Source organism: Saprospiraceae bacterium (genome assembly GCA_016716185.1).
GTDB lineage: Bacteria > Bacteroidota > Bacteroidia > Chitinophagales > Saprospiraceae > Vicinibacter.
Genome location: JADJWV010000002.1, coordinates 1,013,484 through 1,031,324 on the forward strand (window position 1 = coordinate 1,013,484; position 17,841 = coordinate 1,031,324).

Annotated in this window: 15 protein-coding genes; 5 read left to right on the forward strand and 10 right to left on the reverse strand. The window is 41.3% G+C overall.

Features of this window, described 5'->3' with window-relative positions:
- Nucleotides 1-8 precede the first annotated feature (8 nt).
- The 4 genes from accB to IPM34_05745 form a co-directional block, all read right to left on the reverse strand.
- Nucleotides 9-494, reverse strand: coding sequence for an acetyl-CoA carboxylase biotin carboxyl carrier protein (accB, locus tag IPM34_05730; GenBank protein MBK8955041.1), 486 nt, complete (start codon nucleotides 492-494; stop codon nucleotides 9-11).
- 4 nt (nucleotides 495-498) lie between these two features.
- Nucleotides 499-1,065, reverse strand: a complete 567-nt coding sequence (efp, locus tag IPM34_05735) for an elongation factor P (GenBank protein ID MBK8955042.1) — start codon at nucleotides 1,063-1,065, stop codon at nucleotides 499-501.
- A 114-nt stretch (nucleotides 1,066-1,179) separates the two neighbouring features.
- The gene (locus IPM34_05740; GenBank protein ID MBK8955043.1) at nucleotides 1,180-2,703 is read right to left on the reverse strand and encodes an OmpA family protein; all 1,524 of its coding nucleotides are present in this window, start codon (nucleotides 2,701-2,703) and stop codon (nucleotides 1,180-1,182) included.
- Nucleotides 2,704-2,787: 84 nt separating this feature from the next.
- On the reverse strand, nucleotides 2,788-3,294 hold the full coding sequence (locus IPM34_05745; GenBank protein ID MBK8955044.1) for an asparaginase: 507 nt from the start codon (nucleotides 3,292-3,294) through the stop codon (nucleotides 2,788-2,790).
- A 280-nt stretch (nucleotides 3,295-3,574) separates the two neighbouring features.
- Between IPM34_05745 and IPM34_05750 the strand changes: the two genes are divergently transcribed.
- On the forward strand, nucleotides 3,575-4,792 hold the full coding sequence (locus IPM34_05750; GenBank protein ID MBK8955045.1) for a T9SS type A sorting domain-containing protein: 1,218 nt from the start codon (nucleotides 3,575-3,577) through the stop codon (nucleotides 4,790-4,792).
- A 205-nt stretch (nucleotides 4,793-4,997) separates the two neighbouring features.
- On the opposite strand, the gene IPM34_05755 is transcribed toward IPM34_05750, so the two are convergent.
- On the reverse strand, nucleotides 4,998-5,468 hold the full coding sequence (locus tag IPM34_05755) for a hypothetical protein (GenBank protein MBK8955046.1): 471 nt from the start codon (nucleotides 5,466-5,468) through the stop codon (nucleotides 4,998-5,000).
- Nucleotides 5,469-5,699: 231 nt separating this feature from the next.
- On the opposite strand from IPM34_05755, the gene IPM34_05760 reads away from it, so the two are divergent.
- Both IPM34_05760 and IPM34_05765 read left to right on the forward strand, forming a co-directional pair.
- A complete protein-coding gene (locus IPM34_05760) occupies nucleotides 5,700-7,799 on the forward strand; it encodes a thioredoxin domain-containing protein (GenBank protein ID MBK8955047.1) in 2,100 nt (699 codons plus the stop codon).
- A 4-nt stretch (nucleotides 7,800-7,803) separates the two neighbouring features.
- The gene (locus IPM34_05765) at nucleotides 7,804-8,568 is read left to right on the forward strand and encodes a 1-acyl-sn-glycerol-3-phosphate acyltransferase (protein ID MBK8955048.1); all 765 of its coding nucleotides are present in this window, start codon (nucleotides 7,804-7,806) and stop codon (nucleotides 8,566-8,568) included.
- Between the two features lie 516 nt (nucleotides 8,569-9,084).
- Here IPM34_05765 and IPM34_05770 read toward each other — a convergent pair.
- Nucleotides 9,085-9,456, reverse strand: a complete 372-nt coding sequence (locus IPM34_05770; protein ID MBK8955049.1) for a methionine-R-sulfoxide reductase — start codon at nucleotides 9,454-9,456, stop codon at nucleotides 9,085-9,087.
- Nucleotides 9,453-10,031 (reverse strand): peptide-methionine (S)-S-oxide reductase MsrA, encoded by a 579-nt coding sequence (gene msrA / locus IPM34_05775; GenBank protein ID MBK8955050.1) that lies wholly within the window; start codon nucleotides 10,029-10,031, stop codon nucleotides 9,453-9,455. Before msrA ends, IPM34_05770 begins: the two co-directional genes overlap by 4 nt.
- 96 nt (nucleotides 10,032-10,127) lie before the next feature.
- On the opposite strand from msrA, the gene IPM34_05780 reads away from it, so the two are divergent.
- A complete protein-coding gene (locus tag IPM34_05780; GenBank protein ID MBK8955051.1) occupies nucleotides 10,128-11,903 on the forward strand; it encodes a hypothetical protein in 1,776 nt (591 codons plus the stop codon).
- A 9-nt stretch (nucleotides 11,904-11,912) separates the two neighbouring features.
- Here the strand turns inward: IPM34_05780 and IPM34_05785 are convergent, their stop codons facing one another.
- From IPM34_05785 to IPM34_05795, 3 genes are all read right to left on the reverse strand, one after another.
- On the reverse strand, nucleotides 11,913-13,139 hold the full coding sequence (locus IPM34_05785) for a hypothetical protein (protein ID MBK8955052.1): 1,227 nt from the start codon (nucleotides 13,137-13,139) through the stop codon (nucleotides 11,913-11,915).
- Between the two features lie 106 nt (nucleotides 13,140-13,245).
- A complete protein-coding gene (locus tag IPM34_05790; protein MBK8955053.1) occupies nucleotides 13,246-14,424 on the reverse strand; it encodes a hypothetical protein in 1,179 nt (392 codons plus the stop codon).
- Nucleotides 14,425-14,441: 17 nt separating this feature from the next.
- The gene (locus IPM34_05795; protein MBK8955054.1) at nucleotides 14,442-15,629 is read right to left on the reverse strand and encodes a T9SS type A sorting domain-containing protein; all 1,188 of its coding nucleotides are present in this window, start codon (nucleotides 15,627-15,629) and stop codon (nucleotides 14,442-14,444) included.
- Between the two features lie 156 nt (nucleotides 15,630-15,785).
- On the opposite strand from IPM34_05795, the gene IPM34_05800 reads away from it, so the two are divergent.
- Nucleotides 15,786-17,840: a hypothetical protein gene (locus tag IPM34_05800; protein MBK8955055.1), complete on the forward strand. Its 2,055-nt coding sequence runs from the start codon at nucleotides 15,786-15,788 to the stop codon at nucleotides 17,838-17,840.
- Nucleotide 17,841 lies beyond the last annotated feature (1 nt).

The window sequence follows — 17,841 nt, forward strand, 5'->3', positions numbered from 1 at the left end:
GTTGTAAATTAGGGTTCGACAAGGAATAAGACCTGATCGTATTCAACCGGTGTGGCATCTTCAACCACTATTTTAACGATCGTGCCTTTGACCTCACTTTCGATTTCGTTAAACAACTTCATGGCTTCGATTATGCAGACCGTTGTACCGGCATCGACCTGATCACCCACTTTGATAAATGGAGCTTTATCTGGTCCGGGAGATCTGTAAAACGTACCAACCATGGGAGATTTGATTTCCAGATATTTTTTGTCATCTGCCGGACTGCCTTCTTTTGCAACCGGTGATGAAGATTCAGCAGGTCTGGATGCAGCATGGGCAACAGGTGCATGAATGACCTGAGGTACCGGACTGGCAATGGGTACGGTATGTACAATGCGTTCTTCCTGACTGGTTTTAATAGTCATTTCAAACTCGCCATCTTTGATTTTAAATACGGAAACTCCCGATTTTCCAACCAGTCGGATGAGTTCCTGGATTTCTTTAAAGTTCATTTTCCTATTGTTTAACGCGTTCAAGATACTCTTTTGTTCGGGTATCCACTTTCACAAACTCGCCTTCTTCGATGAAAATTGGCACTTTAATTTGTGCACCGGTTTCCAGAGTAGCCAACTTTTGAACATTCGTAGCGGTATTGCCCCTGACTCCCGGTTCGGTATACGTAATTTTCATGATCACGTGAGGTGGGAGGTCTGCTGTAAGCGGAATCTCTTTCTCAGCGTGATAAAGCACCTCAATTTCCATGCCTTCTTTCAGAAATTCGCCATTTTCTAAGAGATTTTCGGGAATGGCTTCCTGATCAAAGGTTTCAGAATTCATAAAATGGAATCCCGATTCATCTTTGTAAAGGTATTGCATTTTTCGTCTTTCTACTCGCACATCGTCTATGGTATGCCCAGCCGTAAATGTATTCTCTACCACCCGTCCACTGGTCATGCTTTTAAGCTTGGTGCGAACGAATGCATTGCCTTTGCCAGGTTTTACATGTTGGAATTCTACCACTACGTAAATATCGTTATTAAAGTTGATACAAAGTCCGTTGCGGATATCAGAAGTATTTGCCATAAGTTTTATCGTATTTTAAAAACAGGCGCAAAGATAAACCCGATTAGCACAAAAGGCTAAGCAGAGACCATCAATAATCGGGTAATAAAACTTAAATGCCTGAATTTCTACCTTTTATCTGGGTAAAAGATTGAATTCAACCCGCCTGTTAAGGTAACGCCCTGTTTCATTATCGTTGGGAGCAATGGGTTTACTTGGTCCAAATCCGACATAACTCAAGCGCGAAGCCGAAATACCAATGGAAATCAGGTATTCGTAGCAAATCTTTGCCCTTCTTTCTGATAAATCCAGGTTAAATCCCGCACTCCCCGAATTATCGGTATGTCCGGCAATGCTCAAATTGTAGTCGGGGTATTTCCTCATGATCTTGGCTACTTTGTCCAAAATTGAAAAGGATTCCGACCGCAAGGTTGCGCGTCCAAGGTCAAATTGCACAGCCCGCATGGCAAAATCCAAAGTTTCTATATCGGCTTTTTCAATAACAGGGCACCCTTTGTTGCTTGCCGGTCCCGGACTGTTGGGACAAGCATCTTGTTTGTCAGTAATCCCATCGCCATCGGTATCCGGGCAACCATTGTATTTCGCAGGTCCTGCCGCATAAGGACATTCATCATCGCTATCGGGAATGCCGTCTTTGTCGCTGTCTTTTGCGGCTACTTCAGGGCAACCACCATTGGATTTCAAGCCAGCTTTATCCGGACATTTATCTTCTTTATCTGAAATTCCATCGCCGTCAGAATCGGGGCACCCATTCAGTTCTTTCAATCCTGCCTTGTCCGGGCAATCATCCTTTCCATCGGGCACTCCATCGCCGTCTTTGTCGGCCTCCGGACAACCTTTTAATTCTTTGATTCCTTTTACATTCGGGCATTCGTCTTCGGTATCCGGGATTCCATCGCCGTCGGTATCCGGACAACCCATGAATTCTTCCGTTCCGGCCAATTCAGGACACTTATCTTTTGAATCTTCTATTCCGTCTTTATCGGTATCCGGACAACCGGCAAATTTGAGCAATCCGGCTACACCCGGACACAAATCCTCGTCGTCAGGGATTCCATCTCCATCAGTATCCGGCTTTTGAATAACAGCTTCTTCCTGAGGTTTTTTACTACCCAGAAAATACACAAAACCAAACTGATGCTGCAAATGACCTTCCCAATTGGCTACAGAAACCCGGTAATCCGATTGTACGTTGAGGTATACCTGAGGATGTACTTTAAACATCAATCCGATACCTAGCGGAACCTGAATGGCAAAGTCCCTGCCTTTTGGCAAAATAAAATTTACACCACCGACGGCATATGGATTGATCCAGTTGAAATTCTTTTTAAGATGGATTTGGGCCTGCGCACCTATGGTGTAAAACGGAGACTTCACTTGTGCATTTAGACTATCGCGGTAAACCCCGGCTCCGATCGGAAACATGACCGAAATTTGATTTGGGAAATTCCGGACATAAGCCAATTCAAATCCATTTTGATAATTGCGTATGGCTCCTGCGTTTTCATCGCGCAACGTGCCGAAATCATAAAAAGTCTTTCTTGCTGACAAACCTTGTTTGTAATCGAAATATTGTGCCTGCGTCCCTGAAATAAATCCAAGAAACATACAACATAAAATGATGGAAAAAGACTTCATATGATTAATATTTATTATGCAAATGTAAATGAAATTCTTTACAATAGGGTATAAAACAGGGTATTAGATCACGGGATTCCTCATTCAAAGATATTCAAAAAAACCCGTTGAAGTATTTTTGCGAACCTGATCCCAGTTAAAACAACGGCCATTCATGGCAATATAAATTCCTTCTTGAAGGGTTTGAAGAAATGCCAGGGCACTGCCCAAATTGAAAAAACCATCTGAGGAATTGCCGAAAGCATAAGGTATCATGGCACCTGTGAGTACAATCGTTTTGCCCGGCAATTGTGCATCGGCTAATGCTTTGGCGGTTAAACTCATGGTGTCGGTACCGTGGGTAATCAGGATCTTACTTGCAGGGGATTTACGACAATTGTGGATAATGATGTCGCGGTCGGCATCGGTCATATCCAGACTGTCGAGCATCATCAGGGTATTGATATCAATATCAAGCGTGCAGCGACCCCGTTCGAGCATTTGAGGCAAATGGGTGTCTTTAAAAAAGAGCTGACCGGTGACAAAATTGTATTCTTTGTCAAATGTTCCACCGGTAATGAAAATTTGAATGAATGATTTTTCTACAGCCATGTATTTGCAATTCGGCTTAAAAATAAGTCTTTAGAAATGGATTTGGGGATAAGGATTTTTGAAATCCGGGATCGATAAGAAAAATTATTTTTTCAACTGCTTACAGATTAAAAATAACAGAAATATATTTTTATATTATATTTAAATAGTATATGTAATATATTGATATATAATTTTATATAGATATTGTATTTTATTAATATTAATTCAGATCCTGGCTTTGGCATGTTTTTTGCTTCGGTATCACCGTGAACTATTTTCCATCCATAAAAAACATCCTATGAAACCTTGGTATTTATCCTGTCTGATGGCGATCGCAGTTATGGTCGGAAATCATGGAAAAACCTGGGCACAATGTGCACAGGGATTTGTGACCCTCACAGGATTTACTTCAAGTGGAGGTCAGGGTACTTATTCAGACCCAGCGACGGGCAATGTCGAAATCAATTTTTGTTTTACGCTTACTGATTTCTTTGAATCCAATACCAATTGGGTACATGGCGTTTTTGTAGCCTGGGATAATCTTCCACAGGGTGCCATCGTTTGTGAAGGCTTAACAGGCTCACAGGATGCACAACACGGAAGCAGGAAATGGAAATTCATCGATTCGATGAAGGCCGTCGAATTTGATCTTCCCGGACCTGGATTTTATGTGGATGAAGGGGATGGCAATCCAAGAAATAATTACGGTGACAACGGCATCGGGACTCCCAATGCTAAGTTTCCCGACCTGGAAGCGTTTTGCTTCAAAGTCAAAATAAATTGCGGAACAACGCCGCCGGTGGCATATGTACCTAAAGTAGTCGTCACAGGAGATGGTACTACCGGTGGATGGACCAATATTGCATGTATGGGCGATATGTTCAGAGCCACGGAAGGAGGACCCAATGGAAATGGGGCCATTGTAGTTTGTGGTGTTGTTTTGCCTGTAAAGCTGCTGGCTTTTAAAGGAGAAGCAAGACAGGAAGGCAATCTCATCGAATGGACCGCCAGTTCCGATAATTTATTTTCACATTTCGAACTCGAGAAGAGCAGCACCAATACATCTGCTTTCGCCTATTTGGATAAAATTGAGGTTCGCAAAGGTTCAACCGGCAGCTCCAATGAAATTTTCAATTACAGCTACCTCGATAAATTTGTAACACCCTTTAGTGCATACCGCTTAAAAATGCTGGAAAAAGACGGAACCTATAAATACTCGCAAGTCATCACCATTCGCAAGTCCGGAACCAACAACGATAAAATTAAGTTTTCTGTGTATCCCAATCCGGCCCAGGATCGCATTCTCGTAAAAAGTGAAACCGACCAGCGTTACGGCGAGATCATACTCAATTTTTACGATGTGTATGGCCGCAAAATCTTCTGCCAACAATTTTCATCGACGGCTTCCAGGCAGGAATTTTTCATTGAACTCTTTAATTTCAATAAGGGACTATATTTCATCGAGGTGATGAATGGAGATATCAAACTTGAAGGCTTGAGTTTTTTGAAACTGTGATTAGGAGCCTAAAGCTAAAAGCAGGAAGCTAAAAGCAACTAATAATAAATATAATCTAGTATAAACTAACAATTGTAAGTTTATTAAGTCATTTAAATATAATGCCTGATAACACTCAGAATTATAACATTTTATAAAAAAAATATTTAGCTTTCTGCTTTTTGCTTCGAGCTTAAAGCTCATTTCGATTTATCGTCGGCTCCATTCAAACCACCTTATCCGCACAATACGACGACGCAAAAGCATCCGGTTTTGCTTTGAAAATAAATCCCATGGACAAAATATAACCCATGGCTTCGCGTAAAGCAGTATTGGATTTAAATCCGGGATCGGTATTGATGTCGGCATGAACTTCCAGTGCTATCTGATATTTTTCGAGTAAATCACATAATAAATAAGCGACTTCAATAGATTTGGCGACCTCGGTGATCATCCGCTCTTTCAATCCCATGACCTGTCTGGAAGTGCTGTGGTGAATGAACATGAATCCGCCACGCCCTTCCCGGAGAAAAACGATGACGGTTGCAAAATCGACATGATCGCCACGGGTTTGGCTATCCGTACCAATACACAACTTAAGTCTGTATCCCGCTTCCCGCTCCCGGATTATGGTCTGTTCAACGGCCTCCAGAATGGGTATTTCAATCGAATCACCGTTTAAGCGTCTCCAGCTCATATATAATGTTTGCATAAATATATATAAAAAAATCAGTACGTAGCTGCTTAATTTTGAAACACTTGGATATAATTATTTCAAGGGTCGCCATTTTAATGCCAAGTAATAGAGAAATCCATGATTAATCGAGTGATTTGAATTAAGAAATTCCTAACAAATAATGAAATACCTTTGGAACTCAATTTCATAATTCCCGTTTTTGCCCGTTTATTTAAAAATTTTCGTACTGCTATGAAGTATACCTCCTTGCTCCTGTTCGCATTGTTTTGTTTTGCTTGCAAGAATCAACACAATCAGCAGGAGAGCAATTCAGGCAATCATCTGATCCATGAAACATCTGCATATCTGCTTCAGCATGCTCACAATCCGGTGGATTGGTATCCCTGGAATGACGAAGCTTTGCAGAAAGCCAAAACAGAAAAGAAACTGATCGTCGTAAGTATTGGTTATTCTTCGTGTCACTGGTGCCATGTAATGGAACGCGAATCGTTTTCAGACACTGCAGTGAGCCGGTTGATGAATACCAATTTTGTCAATATCAAAGTGGATCGCGAAGAAAGGCCCGATGTGGATAATATTTACATGACCGCATGCCAGATCATGAATCCGGATGGCGGCTGCGGTTGGCCATTGAATGCTGTAACACTTTCCGATGGCAGGCCTGTTTGGGTTGGTACTTACCTGACCCGCGACGAATGGATGAATTTACTGACACAGATCAACGATTTGTATCACGAAGATCAAAATGAATTGCAAAAAATCGCCAACCAACTTTCCAATAGATTGCAGGCGGACCACCGGTTTAAACTTTCAGACCAGGAATTGAGTTTTGAAGCTGCAGCATTGAAAACGGTTCAGGAAAAACTTTCGGTCGGACTTGATTATCAGGATGGCGGTAAAAAAGGAGATATCAAATTTCCACTTCCACCTTTGCTTCGGTATCAATTGGAATATGCACATTTTGCATCCGATAAAAATGCAGACAAATTTGCGGATCTCACATTGACCCGTTTAATGGCTGGAGGTATCAACGATCAACTTGCCGGAGGATTTGCACGCTATTCTACCGATGCGCAATGGAAAGTTCCGCACTTCGAAAAAATGTTATACGACAATGCACAACTGATCAGTCTGTATGCAGATGCCTATAAAAAATTTAAGAGTGAAGATTATAAAAATACTTTGATCAAAACCATCCAATTCGCAAAAACGGACTTTACCAATGGAGACGGTAAATATTTTTCTTCTTTTGATGCGGAAACCGAAGGCGAGGAGGGAAAATATTACGTCTGGTCAATCGATGAAATCAAAACAGTCCTGAATGACGAAAAATTGTTTGAACTTGCTAAGAAGGTTTACAATCTCAGTCCAGGTGGCAATTGGGAAAAAGGCAAAAATGTTTTGTTTCTCAGCAAGTCCTCAACTCTTCTTGCAAAAGAATTGAAACTGGATTCAAAAAAGTTGAATGCCGATCTGGAAAATATACGTATAAAATTATTAGGTGCCCGCAAACAGCGAACCGCTCCTAAACGAGATCAAAAAATTATTTGTTCGTGGAATGCGATGATGGCCATTGCGTTTGCAGATGCATACGCCGCCCTGGGAGAAGATCCATACAAACAGGATGCTATCAAAACAGGAAATTTTATTAAAAGCGAATTGTTGTCGGCCGAAGGAAAACTGTTCAGGACTCCAGGACAGGTAAAAAACATACAACATGGATTTTTGGATGATTATGCATATGTTATGCTGGCTATGATCCGCTTGTATGAAATCAGCTTCGACGAGAGCTGGTTGCAAACGGCTCAGCAGTTATGTGAGCAAACCTTAAAAACTTTTACCGATGAAGACGGTGTCTATTTTTATTACAATTCTTCAGAAGACAGCAAACTCATTGCTCGCAAAAAAGAAATGGTCGATCAGGTCATTTCATCATCCAATTCATTGATGGCTGATGTACTGCATAAATTGGGATTATACTTTTACAATCAGGAATACCTGAAAAGAAGTCAACACATGGTAAAAGGGGTTTTCGAAGGACCCGCACAAGCGGATCCCGTATTTTATGCAAACTGGCTTAGATTGTACATCCAATTTTGTAAACCACCTTATGAAGTTGCCGTTGTCGGACCGGATTTCAGCGGATTGCAGCAGCAATTGTTATCCAATTATCTCCCTCATGTAATTTTACTTGGCGGCGCCAATGAAGGTAGCCTCGAATTATTGAAAGAGAAATTACAGGAAGGATCGACCTACATTTATGTTTGCAGGAATAAGGTATGCAAATTGCCCGTGACTACTGTAAACGAGGCCTTAAAACTCATGAACTGATCTGGTGATTAAAAAATTATTTTTCAATATTTGGAGCTATGGCCTTGCCTGGATAAGATTGGTATTGGTTTTTGGTTCCTTGGCCTTTTTTGTTGGCATCGGACTGATCTTGCTCAAGTTGAAGTTGGCTGGTCAAAAATTTGCATTCAGAATGCGCACCGTTTGGTGCAAACTTGCGATCTGTCTGCTGGGGGTAAAGGTACATCGCACCGGAAACCTGGATCTTACTCCGGGCACGCTTTATGTAGGCAATCACCGTTCACTTGTAGATCCGCTGGTCTTGTTTGCTTATCTGACCAATGGGTACGTCGTTGGAAAAATAGAAGTGTCCAAATATCCGCTGGTCAATACCGGTGCAAGACAATCGGGAGTGGTCTATGTCGATCGCGACGATGCGAACAGTCGTAAGTCTGTCCGCGAAACCATTGAAGTACTGCTTCGCAAAAACAACTCGGTACTCGTATTTCCGGAAGGCACCATTTCGACCGACATCCAACCCAAACAATTCAGACAGGGATCTTTTCATGCTGCCGCTGCAGCACAAAAACCGATCGTCGTCTTTGCTTTGGAAATGGGAGACCCGGATCGCGATTTCTGGCACGGAGACGGCTTGTTTGATCTTTACTTTCAGGGTTTTTCCAAATGGAGAACCGATGTGTATTTGCATTTCTTTGATCCCATCCGGGGAGATTCCGGCGAACTGCTGGCGCAACAAGCAACCGATATGGTCTTGGTAAAATTGAAGGAGTTGCAGGGAAATTGGGGGTAGGCAGTAGGCAGTAGGCAGTAGGCAGTATGCAGTATGCAGTTGTTAGTTGTTAGATGTTAGTTGTTGGATGTTGGATGTTGGATGTTGGATGTTGGATTGATGCAACTAACGAACGTTAGGATTGAAAAATAGTGACTTTAAAGTTAAACCTTTTTCACGGAGTCGCATTCCCCTACAAGCCTAAATCCCGATAAAATTGGATAATATTTTAGTAAAGAAATAATTCTATATATTTTATCGGGACTAAAAGCCTAGATGCCTAAAAGCCTACATGCCTATATGCCTAAAAGCCTAGATGCCTAAAAGCCTACATGCCTACAAGCCTAAATCCCGATAAAATTGTATAATATTTTAGTAAAGAAATAATTCTATATATTTTATCGGGACTAAAAGCCTAAAAGCCTACATGCCTACATGCCTACATGCCTACATGCCTAAAAGCCTACATGCCTACATGCCTAAAAGCCAAACAGACTTCTTCACTGCCAACTGCCCACTGAGGACTGCCAACTTATTTCATCCTTCCTTAAATTCCAGCGAAACCGAATTCACACAATGCCTCACATTTTTTGGAGTAAAACGTTCACCTTTAAAAACATGTCCCAAATGTCCGCCACAGTGGTCACATAAAATTTCTGTACGGCGGCCGTCTGCATCGGTTACGTAGCGAATGGCACCAGGGATTTCATCGTCGAAACTGGGCCAGCCGCAACCGGAATCGAATTTAGATTCAGAGCGATAAAGCGGGGCTTCGCACTGGCGGCAGATGTATGTGCCGGGCTCATAGTGTTTATTGAATTTACCCGAATACGGCAATTCGGTTCCCTTGTAGAGGATGATTCGCTTTTCTTCTTCGCTCAGCAAATTGTATTGGTCGGGTGTTTTCACTTTTTGAGTTTGGTTTTGAATTTTTCCCGGAACTTTTTGATTTTAGGCGCAATCACGATCTGGCAATAGGGTGCAGTCCCATTTTCAGAGTAATAATTCTGGTGGTAATCTTCGGCTTCATAGAATTTCGTAAAAGGGCTTATTTCTGTAACGATAGGATCATCCCAAAGCGCAGGGGCGACCTGGGCTTTCGACTTTTCTGCAAGTTCTTTTTGTCTGGAGTTGTGGTAAAAAATCACAGAACGATATTGAGTACCCGCATCTGCACCTTGTCTGTTTAATGTGGTAGGATCGTGGGTCGTCCAAAAAACTTCGAGGATCTCTTCAAAAGAGATGATTTTAGGATTAAAATGGATCTGACAAACTTCGGCATGTCCGGTGGTGCCTGTACAAATGGCCCGGTACGAGGGATTTTCCACATTTCCACCGGAATATCCCGAGACCACTTTTTCAACTCCTTTCAATTCCTGAAAAACGGCTTCTACACACCAGAAGCAGCCGGCACCCAGAGTGGCTGTTTCCTGTATCTGTTGGTCATCATTCTCAATAGTCTGATCGGTATCATTTTGAATCATGGGCTCTGTATTTACGTTGGGTCTGGTTTCGGGTGGTTGACAATTGCTCAGCCACAAGAGGCTTAGAAAAATAAGTTTCATAAATTGTATATGAGAATGAAACAGTATATTTTAGCCAATGTTCGAAATGGCTGTGGATTTATGATAAAATTGGGAAATTTCAAGTTTAGTTTTCTGTTGGTTTTGACTCTTTTAAATTGTCCGGACGCATTGATTGCTGATCCGTTTGATTCCGTTTTTAAGATCCCCCATCCCGACAGAATCAGAATGCTAGACCACACGTATCATATCTTTTTTAAAGATAAGGCGGAATCTGAGCGTCTTTCCGGGTTGGAAAAATTGATGTTAAGAGCAAAGGAACTTGATGATGATGCGTCGTTGATATTGCTGGATGCCCACCTGACAGCAAGAGTGTTGGCCCAGGACTCTGCAAACCAAGCGAAGTACTTGAGACGATTGAGAGATCTGGTCATCCGCTCTCATGCGATGAACCATGTTGTTTTGGAGATTCACCTGCTCACGATTTTGGCTGACAACAATAGAGAAGCAGGCCGGTCTGGTTCGGCTTTCACCTATTTCTTTAGATTAAATGAATTGATAAAACAAATACCTGACAATTTATTGCCAAGGGGAAGAAATGGAATGGTTTATGATCTTGCCCGTTCACTTTATACGATTGGCGATGATCAGAGAGCAAGGAATTTTATGGAATCAAACACATTGTTGAACGAACAAACGCATAGTTCTATGATGCTTTGTGATTTACTTTCTCAGGTGTGTTGGAGAACGGATGATTATGCTTGCTCAAGAACGTATATTTTAAAAGGAATGAAGATCTATGAGTTATCGGATACTAATAATTGGTTCTTTAATGGATGGAGGGGAATCTTTTGGGGCAATTGGGCCAAAATATTATGGAGTGAAAAGAAATATCAAATGGCAATCCCGGAACTTCGTGCTGCAATTGAAGTCGTTCGGGAAGCAAATCTTCAGGACAATGTGAGCACTTTTGGTTTGATCCTGACCGATTGCTATGTACGCACAAATCAAATAGAATTGGCGAATGCCCTTTTGCAGAAAATTAAAAATGATATCCTGCAGAAAGGTACGACCCGCGATAAAATAGATTTATATAAATTGTTATTGACCGTTAAAAATTCTTCCACAACGGTTCAGCAATCGCTGTTGTGGATGGATTCCTTGGACCATCAAAAAACACTCTTGTTCAACGAAATTCAATTGAATCAGCAGGCCCGGAAAGAATTTGAACAAGAATTAACAGATTATATGCTGAGTGAAAAATCCATGTCCGATAAAATCAGAAATCAAATCCTATTGAGAAATTCCTTATTAACAATCGTATGTGTGTTGTTTGTTGTTGGAAGTTCTCTGGTCTTTGTGAAACACCAGCAAGTCCGAAAAGAAAAGGTTAGAGCAGAGGCCATACGCATCCAAGGCGAAATGGAATTGCAAAGTGCCCGGCAAGAACTTGACAAATTTAAAGCCATGTTGATCCAAAGAAATCGCGAGTTGGAACAGGCTCTTTTGCATCAAACCAACGAGTCAGACCATTCGATTTTAGAGTCCATGAAAAATACGACGATCCTTACAGAAGATGGTTGGAATAGTTTTAAAGGGATCTTTGACAAAGTATACGTAGGTTATCGAAAACGGCTGAAGGATCAAATTCCCGTATTGACTCCGGCTGAAGAACGGTATCTTTCCCTGGTCAAGCTCGAACTTAACGTAAAAGAAATAGCCGCAACCCTGGGTGTAGGCACTGGAGCCATCAGGACTTTGAAAAGCAGATTGATTCAGAAGATTAAATTGCCTGACGGAATTGACATTGAAAAATTTCTGCAAACTTTCTGATTGGGTCCTTTACTCAAAATATATTTTTCCGGTAACAATTGATTTTTCGGTTTGGATGATGAGTAAAAACAACCCTCTGCCATAATCTGATTTCTTAAAAATCAATTCCTGATTTTCTGATGATTTCCCTTTATGCAACATTCTTCCAAAAGGATCCTGAATGCTCCATAGGCAGTTTCCGATTTTTTCACCGACTTTTACCTGAACAAATTCAATGGAAGGGTTTGGAAAAATTTTCAGATCAGCCAGTTGTTCGCGTTCATCTTGAACGTCTACCGTTACAGATCGCTTAAAGAATTCCCAGAACAATTCAGCTTCAACAGGAGGATTTGACAAGTTCGATAAATAATTGCTTCCGTTGAAATATTCATGTTCCAAACCATGGTATATACTCCACCGAAAAAATGCGGGAGCCTCGCCCGGAAGAGTTTTTGTAAATGTGTAGTGAATTGCATATTCTGCAGAATCTTTGGAATATTGGTTGGTTAATCCCATGCTGCCGAGATGATTTTTTAAATTGTTTGCATTGTACAAAAGGGCAGAATCGTTAAAAGGACAAGGCCGACCCAAGCGGTCGATGAAATTATGATCATGAGTACCTCTGATGGCCCACGTTGGAACTTTTGGATTCATCGGGAAGGAGTCCCGGTCATCTAGATTTCCACTTCCACATCCTATCGCAGCAAATACTCCGGGCATATCGATACTCAATTTGGGAACCATGGTCCCGCCGGAGGAAAATCCTGTTGCAAAAACTTTTTTTAAATTTATGGGAAGGGTCGTTGCAATCGTATCAATCATCTTATAAAAAAATGGGAGATCGCTGCGCAAAGTATCACCTGGACATAAGACCGATGCGGTATTGCCATGGCTCCATTTGGTAACAGTGCCTTCGGTGGTGCAATACACCAGCGCCGTAGGAAACACCACGATAAATTTTTCCTTTTCCGCAATTTCTTTCCATTGAGAATGGTTGTAGAAAAGCAGGCCATCTTGATTGGTTCCATGTAGCATAAAAACCAAAGGATAGCCTCCGACCGGAATGCCGCCTGAGGGTTTGAATACTATGAACTCTCGTATTTCGCCGGCAACGGTCATCGTTACATCTATTCGCTGCTGACCATTTACTGAATTGCTGAAAATTATGCTTGATATAAGGAGGCAAAACAGGACGATGCATTTCTTAATCTGGAAGTAGTTAATAATTAAATCTTGGAAATTGAATAAATGATTCATTGTGTACTTCTGGGTTAAATTTTTGTAATTATTATTTCATAATTGAAGATAGAAATGGTCGACTTTCATGCATTGGGATGAAGTGGTCATGTTAAGGATGCGGAAATCACTTTGGTAACATTTGAATTTTTTGAGCAAACCGTCCATATTCAGTTAGAATAACGAGTATGCATATGCCCTGAAGGCTCTCTGTATGCTCTATTATTAATTCTTTCGTTTGGTGAGCTTCGCCGAATGTCAATGTTTTGCCAAATGCATCCTTCAACGTCCAATTTAAATGTGAAGCGCTTTTGTTCAATCTTATATGTAAGGGGCCTTTTAGCGGATTTGGGAAAACATCAAACGAAAAAGACGTCTTTGATGGAGCTATCGGATTTGCATCAACGAGTACTGAATTTTTAAAGAATTCCCAGAATATTTTTGCAGCCTCAAAAGGATAATTATTTCCATTTGGATATACATGGTACATTCCTTTGGCGATGGTGAACCTGTAAAGCTGGCTATTTTCACCCGGTTGATCTTGCGAAAAGTCGTATGTTTTTGTAATGGCAGTTTCCGTTTTCTTAAAATCCTGCGTGAGTCCCTGGCAACCCAGCATTCTGTTGATGTGGTTTTTCAGATAAATGATTGAAGAGTCCTCGCCATAAGGGATGCTGGTGAATGGATCTTTGATAATTTTTTCATCAAGAGTTCCTTCCATCATCCAGACCGGAATCCGCTTCAGAGGAGTTGTAGAATCTCCTCTTGCCAGAAATGCTCCGGAACCGGCACAAGCAGCAAACACGTCTCCGGCATCAATAGCTAATTTGTGAATCATTTGACTTCCGTTTGAGAATCCCGAAGCAAAAATCATGGAGCTGTTGACAGAAATTGAATCCGAAATGATTTGGATTAATTTTTTAAGAAAATTTATATCGTTTACATAATCCTGAGGAACACCGGAACAAGGATGATCCGTCACCCCTGCACATACCCATCGTCTGTTGTTTTCTTCCATCCCGTCATCTGTATAACACCATTCCAATGCAGTTGGGAATACGGTTATGAAATTCTCGGATTCCCCTAATTCCTTCCAACCCGAGTTTTCATAAAATTCCTGACCATTCTGAGCAGTGCCATGCAACATGAATACCAAAGGATATCCGCCTGTTGGCGCAACCTGAGATGGAATAGAAATTATGGCTTCTCTGAAATGGCCTTCCATTGGAAACCGGACATCAATCCGTTTTTGCCCGTTGGATGAAAGGCTGAGTGTCACAAAAAGAAGTAAGAGATGTATTTTCATTTGGACAGATTGTAGTTCTAACGGGAGTAATTGCAAAATTGAATTTTCTGACTTGCGATTTCAAGTCCGGAATGAATTTGTAAAATGTATATGCCGGAAAGTCCTTTTGTAGAATTGAGCTGAAAATGATCTGTAGGACTCAACACACCTGTGTCAATCTGCCGGCCCAATGCATCCATCAATTTCCAGCTCGCATTCGAAGCGAATTTGTTGAGATGGACCTGTACAATTCCTTCAGATGGATTTGGATAAGCATTAATGGAAAGTGATGCGTTTGTTTTTTCCGTGTGCTTCGTTCCAACGCTTACAGATCCTTTAAAAAATTCCCAAAACTTTCTGGGCCCATTAAAAAAATAATTGCTGCCATTCGGAAATTCATGCGTCATCCCTTTAGCCAAAGTAAATAGGTAAGGAGCAGCTATTTCTCCCGGACTACTCGTTAAAAATTGATAAGTGTGTAGGCTATCTGTTTCCTTTTTGATAAAGGAACCATCAAGTCCCTGACTACCCAATGTTCTGCGCAATGGACCCTTTAGATATCCTAAAATTGAATCTCCGCCGAATGGCAATTCAGTATATGGAGGAACAATAAACCGATCATCCAGACTGCCTACCATCGTCCACAGTGGGATCCTTTTTACCGGGCGTGCTGAATCGGATTGCGCCAAAACAGAACTTGCGCCCGCAACTGCAGAAAACACATCACCGGCATCAACCGCCAATTTGTGGATCATCGAACAACCGTTTGAGAATCCGCAGGCAAAGATCATGGACCGGTTGACCGGCAAACTATCTGCGATCAGCTTTGCCAGCAGTTTTAAAAATTTAACATCATCTACATAATTTTGTGGAGCACCTGAGCAAGGATAATCAGTGACATTTCCATTGATCCAACGGGTATTGTGCTTTTCAATACCATCTTCAACAAAACACCAGCTCAGAGAAGAAGGAAATACCGTTATAAAATTTTCTTCTTCGCCCAATTCCTTCCAACCGGAAATATTGTAAAATTTTTCACCATCCCCGCTGGTACCATGCAACATATATACGATTGGATAACCTCCGGGTGGAGGGGGGGTGCTGGGTTGAACGATGATGCTTTCGCGCATATGGCCATCCAATGGGAAGCGGACATCATAACGTCGCTGACTGTTTAATGTGAATACGGTCAGAAAAGTAAAACCGATTGTAAAAATTCTTTTCATGTAGTTGTGATTTGATGGAACAAATTTAGAAAGCAAGGCATAGAATGGATTCACCCTTAGGGGTGATTTTGACGGAGTCTTGCAATATCACCCTTAAGGGTTACTGGTAACACCAGTCTGCATCCTATCTTTGAAATCAAATAACGGAAACCTTTGTTGGCGCGGTATCTCATTTTTAGTTGGTTTATTCTTGGGTGCACATCGCTCCATACAATTTATGCACAGGATACCATTCAACCTACCGACCGCGAGCAATTGAAAACTTCAGCGATGCGCTGGATAAAGTCTGATCCGGACAGGGCCATTTCGGTTTTTGAAAATTGGGCACGTCGTTACCACTTGTTTTCACAATCGGGAATGGAAGATTTATGCCATGTGTTTCAGGCTCAGGCGTACATCGACATCGGGCGTCCGGAAGATGCCAGTCAACTTTTGAACAAACTGATTCTGCAAGCAGAGCCTTTTTCCAAAGCAATGGCTTATAAGACTCTGGCAAATATTGATTTCAGAAATGGAAGATTTTTCAGCTCTACTGTCAAAATAAGATCTGCTATGGAGCTGGCCAAAGCACAGCAGGAAGAAGAATTGATCGCTGAATTGCAGGAAGATTTAGCCCTGGTTTTTGATAAAATCAGCAAACCGGATAAAGCCATACAGTTTTATAGTCGTTCCTTGCAACTTTTTACGAAGCTCGACAAAAGACCGGCCATGCAAAAAAATGCATTGGCTCTGGGTAGAATTTATTTGAATCTGGAAAAATTGGATTCAGCACACTACTTCATCCAGCAGAGTCTTGATCTGGCCAATCAGGAAAATTTAAAAACTGAACTTTTTGAGTCAAAGATCGAATTGGGCAATTATTATTTTCTTAAAAATGAGTTTGCGAAACTGGAAAATTTAGTACGCGATTTCGAAACGGCAGAACACCGTCCTGTCGATCATTTTTTAAAAGTAAAGTTTTATGTTCTCAAGGGAAAACATGCAATGGCTGTAAACTCAGAAGATCAAGCATTGCAGGAATTTAATAAGGCCGAAGCGCTGTCGCACCAGGGTTTTACCCCATTTATCGATTATTACATCAAATCCAATTTGGCAGACGCCTATTATCGCAAAGGAAATATAGCCAAAGCTTATGAGCTGGTGAAATACCTCAATCACAACAGCACGAGTTACTCCAGTAAAGAAAATCAAAAACTGGCGGAGTCGATTGTTCAAAGTTCTGAAGTGAATATTCGGGATCGGGAGATCGACTATTTAAAAATTGTGAACCAGTTGAATGAAGAAAAGTTGAAGCGCGAATTGTTGATGCAGGAAAATTTGAGGAGAGAAAATGAATTAAAGGATTTAAGCTTACAGCAGGAGCAGTTATTAATGAATGCTTCTCAACGGGAAAAAGCCTTGCAATCCGAACAACTGGAAAAAGAGAAGGCACTCAATCAGTCCTTGTTGCGAGAAAACGAATGGAGGCAAGCTACAATTCGCGATGAACGCCAGTTTCAAACCTTTTTATGGCTGGGAATCGTTTTACTTTTGATTTTAGCTCTGGTGATCTTTTATTTATTCAGGAAGCAACAGGAAAAAAATGAAATTATCACCAAGCAGTCAAAAGATCTTGAATTTGTGAATAAGGAAGTGCATCATCGCGTTAAAAATAATTTGCAGGTCATATCCAGTTTACTGGATTTGCAATCGCAGTATACGCAGGATAAAGCCTATGAAGGTTTATTAAGGGAGAGCAAACACCGGGTGCAATCCATGGCATTTATCCATCAAAACTTATACGAATCAACCGGAATGAATATGGTGGATATGCCGAATTATATTCAAAATTTGATCGGGCATTTGGTGACAGCCTATCAAAAGGATGATGAACATGTGGTCGTTGATGTCCAGGTTGATCCCATCCATTTGCATATGGATACGGTCGTTTCTATTGGAATGATCATCAATGAATTGGTTACCAATTCGATGAAATATGCATTTGTAAACCGACCGGATGGAAGGGTGAAAGTGAGTTTACAGTCCGTTGGTGAAATGTTTCGATTGGTTGTCGAAGATAATGGTGTGGGTCTGCCGGAACCAGTTCATTTGGCATCCTCGACAAGTTTTGGTTATAAGATGATTCGTGCATTTGTGCAAAAACTGAAAGGAAACATTTCGATTAACCGCGAACAGGGTACGCATGTTAGCATAGAATTTAAGAAACGCTGAA

What these genes read in the sequence shown, in the direction of transcription:
- accB (MBK8955041.1), bottom strand. Translation starts at nt 494, where the DNA reads ATGAACTTTAAAGAAATCCAGGAACTCATCCGACTGGTTGGAAAATCG.
- efp (MBK8955042.1), bottom strand. Translation starts at nt 1,065, where the DNA reads ATGGCAAATACTTCTGATATCCGCAACGGACTTTGTATCAACTTTAAT.
- IPM34_05740 (MBK8955043.1), bottom strand. Translation starts at nt 2,703, where the DNA reads ATGAAGTCTTTTTCCATCATTTTATGTTGTATGTTTCTTGGATTTATT.
- IPM34_05745 (MBK8955044.1), bottom strand. Translation starts at nt 3,294, where the DNA reads ATGGCTGTAGAAAAATCATTCATTCAAATTTTCATTACCGGTGGAACA.
- IPM34_05750 (MBK8955045.1), top strand. Translation starts at nt 3,575, where the DNA reads ATGAAACCTTGGTATTTATCCTGTCTGATGGCGATCGCAGTTATGGTC.
- IPM34_05755 (MBK8955046.1), bottom strand. Translation starts at nt 5,468, where the DNA reads ATGAGCTGGAGACGCTTAAACGGTGATTCGATTGAAATACCCATTCTG.
- IPM34_05760 (MBK8955047.1), top strand. Translation starts at nt 5,700, where the DNA reads ATGAAGTATACCTCCTTGCTCCTGTTCGCATTGTTTTGTTTTGCTTGC.
- msrA (MBK8955050.1), bottom strand. Translation starts at nt 10,031, where the DNA reads ATGATTCAAAATGATACCGATCAGACTATTGAGAATGATGACCAACAG.
- IPM34_05780 (MBK8955051.1), top strand. Translation starts at nt 10,128, where the DNA reads ATGAAACAGTATATTTTAGCCAATGTTCGAAATGGCTGTGGATTTATG.
- IPM34_05785 (MBK8955052.1), bottom strand. Translation starts at nt 13,139, where the DNA reads ATGAATCATTTATTCAATTTCCAAGATTTAATTATTAACTACTTCCAG.
- IPM34_05790 (MBK8955053.1), bottom strand. Translation starts at nt 14,424, where the DNA reads ATGAAAATACATCTCTTACTTCTTTTTGTGACACTCAGCCTTTCATCC.
- IPM34_05795 (MBK8955054.1), bottom strand. Translation starts at nt 15,629, where the DNA reads ATGAAAAGAATTTTTACAATCGGTTTTACTTTTCTGACCGTATTCACA.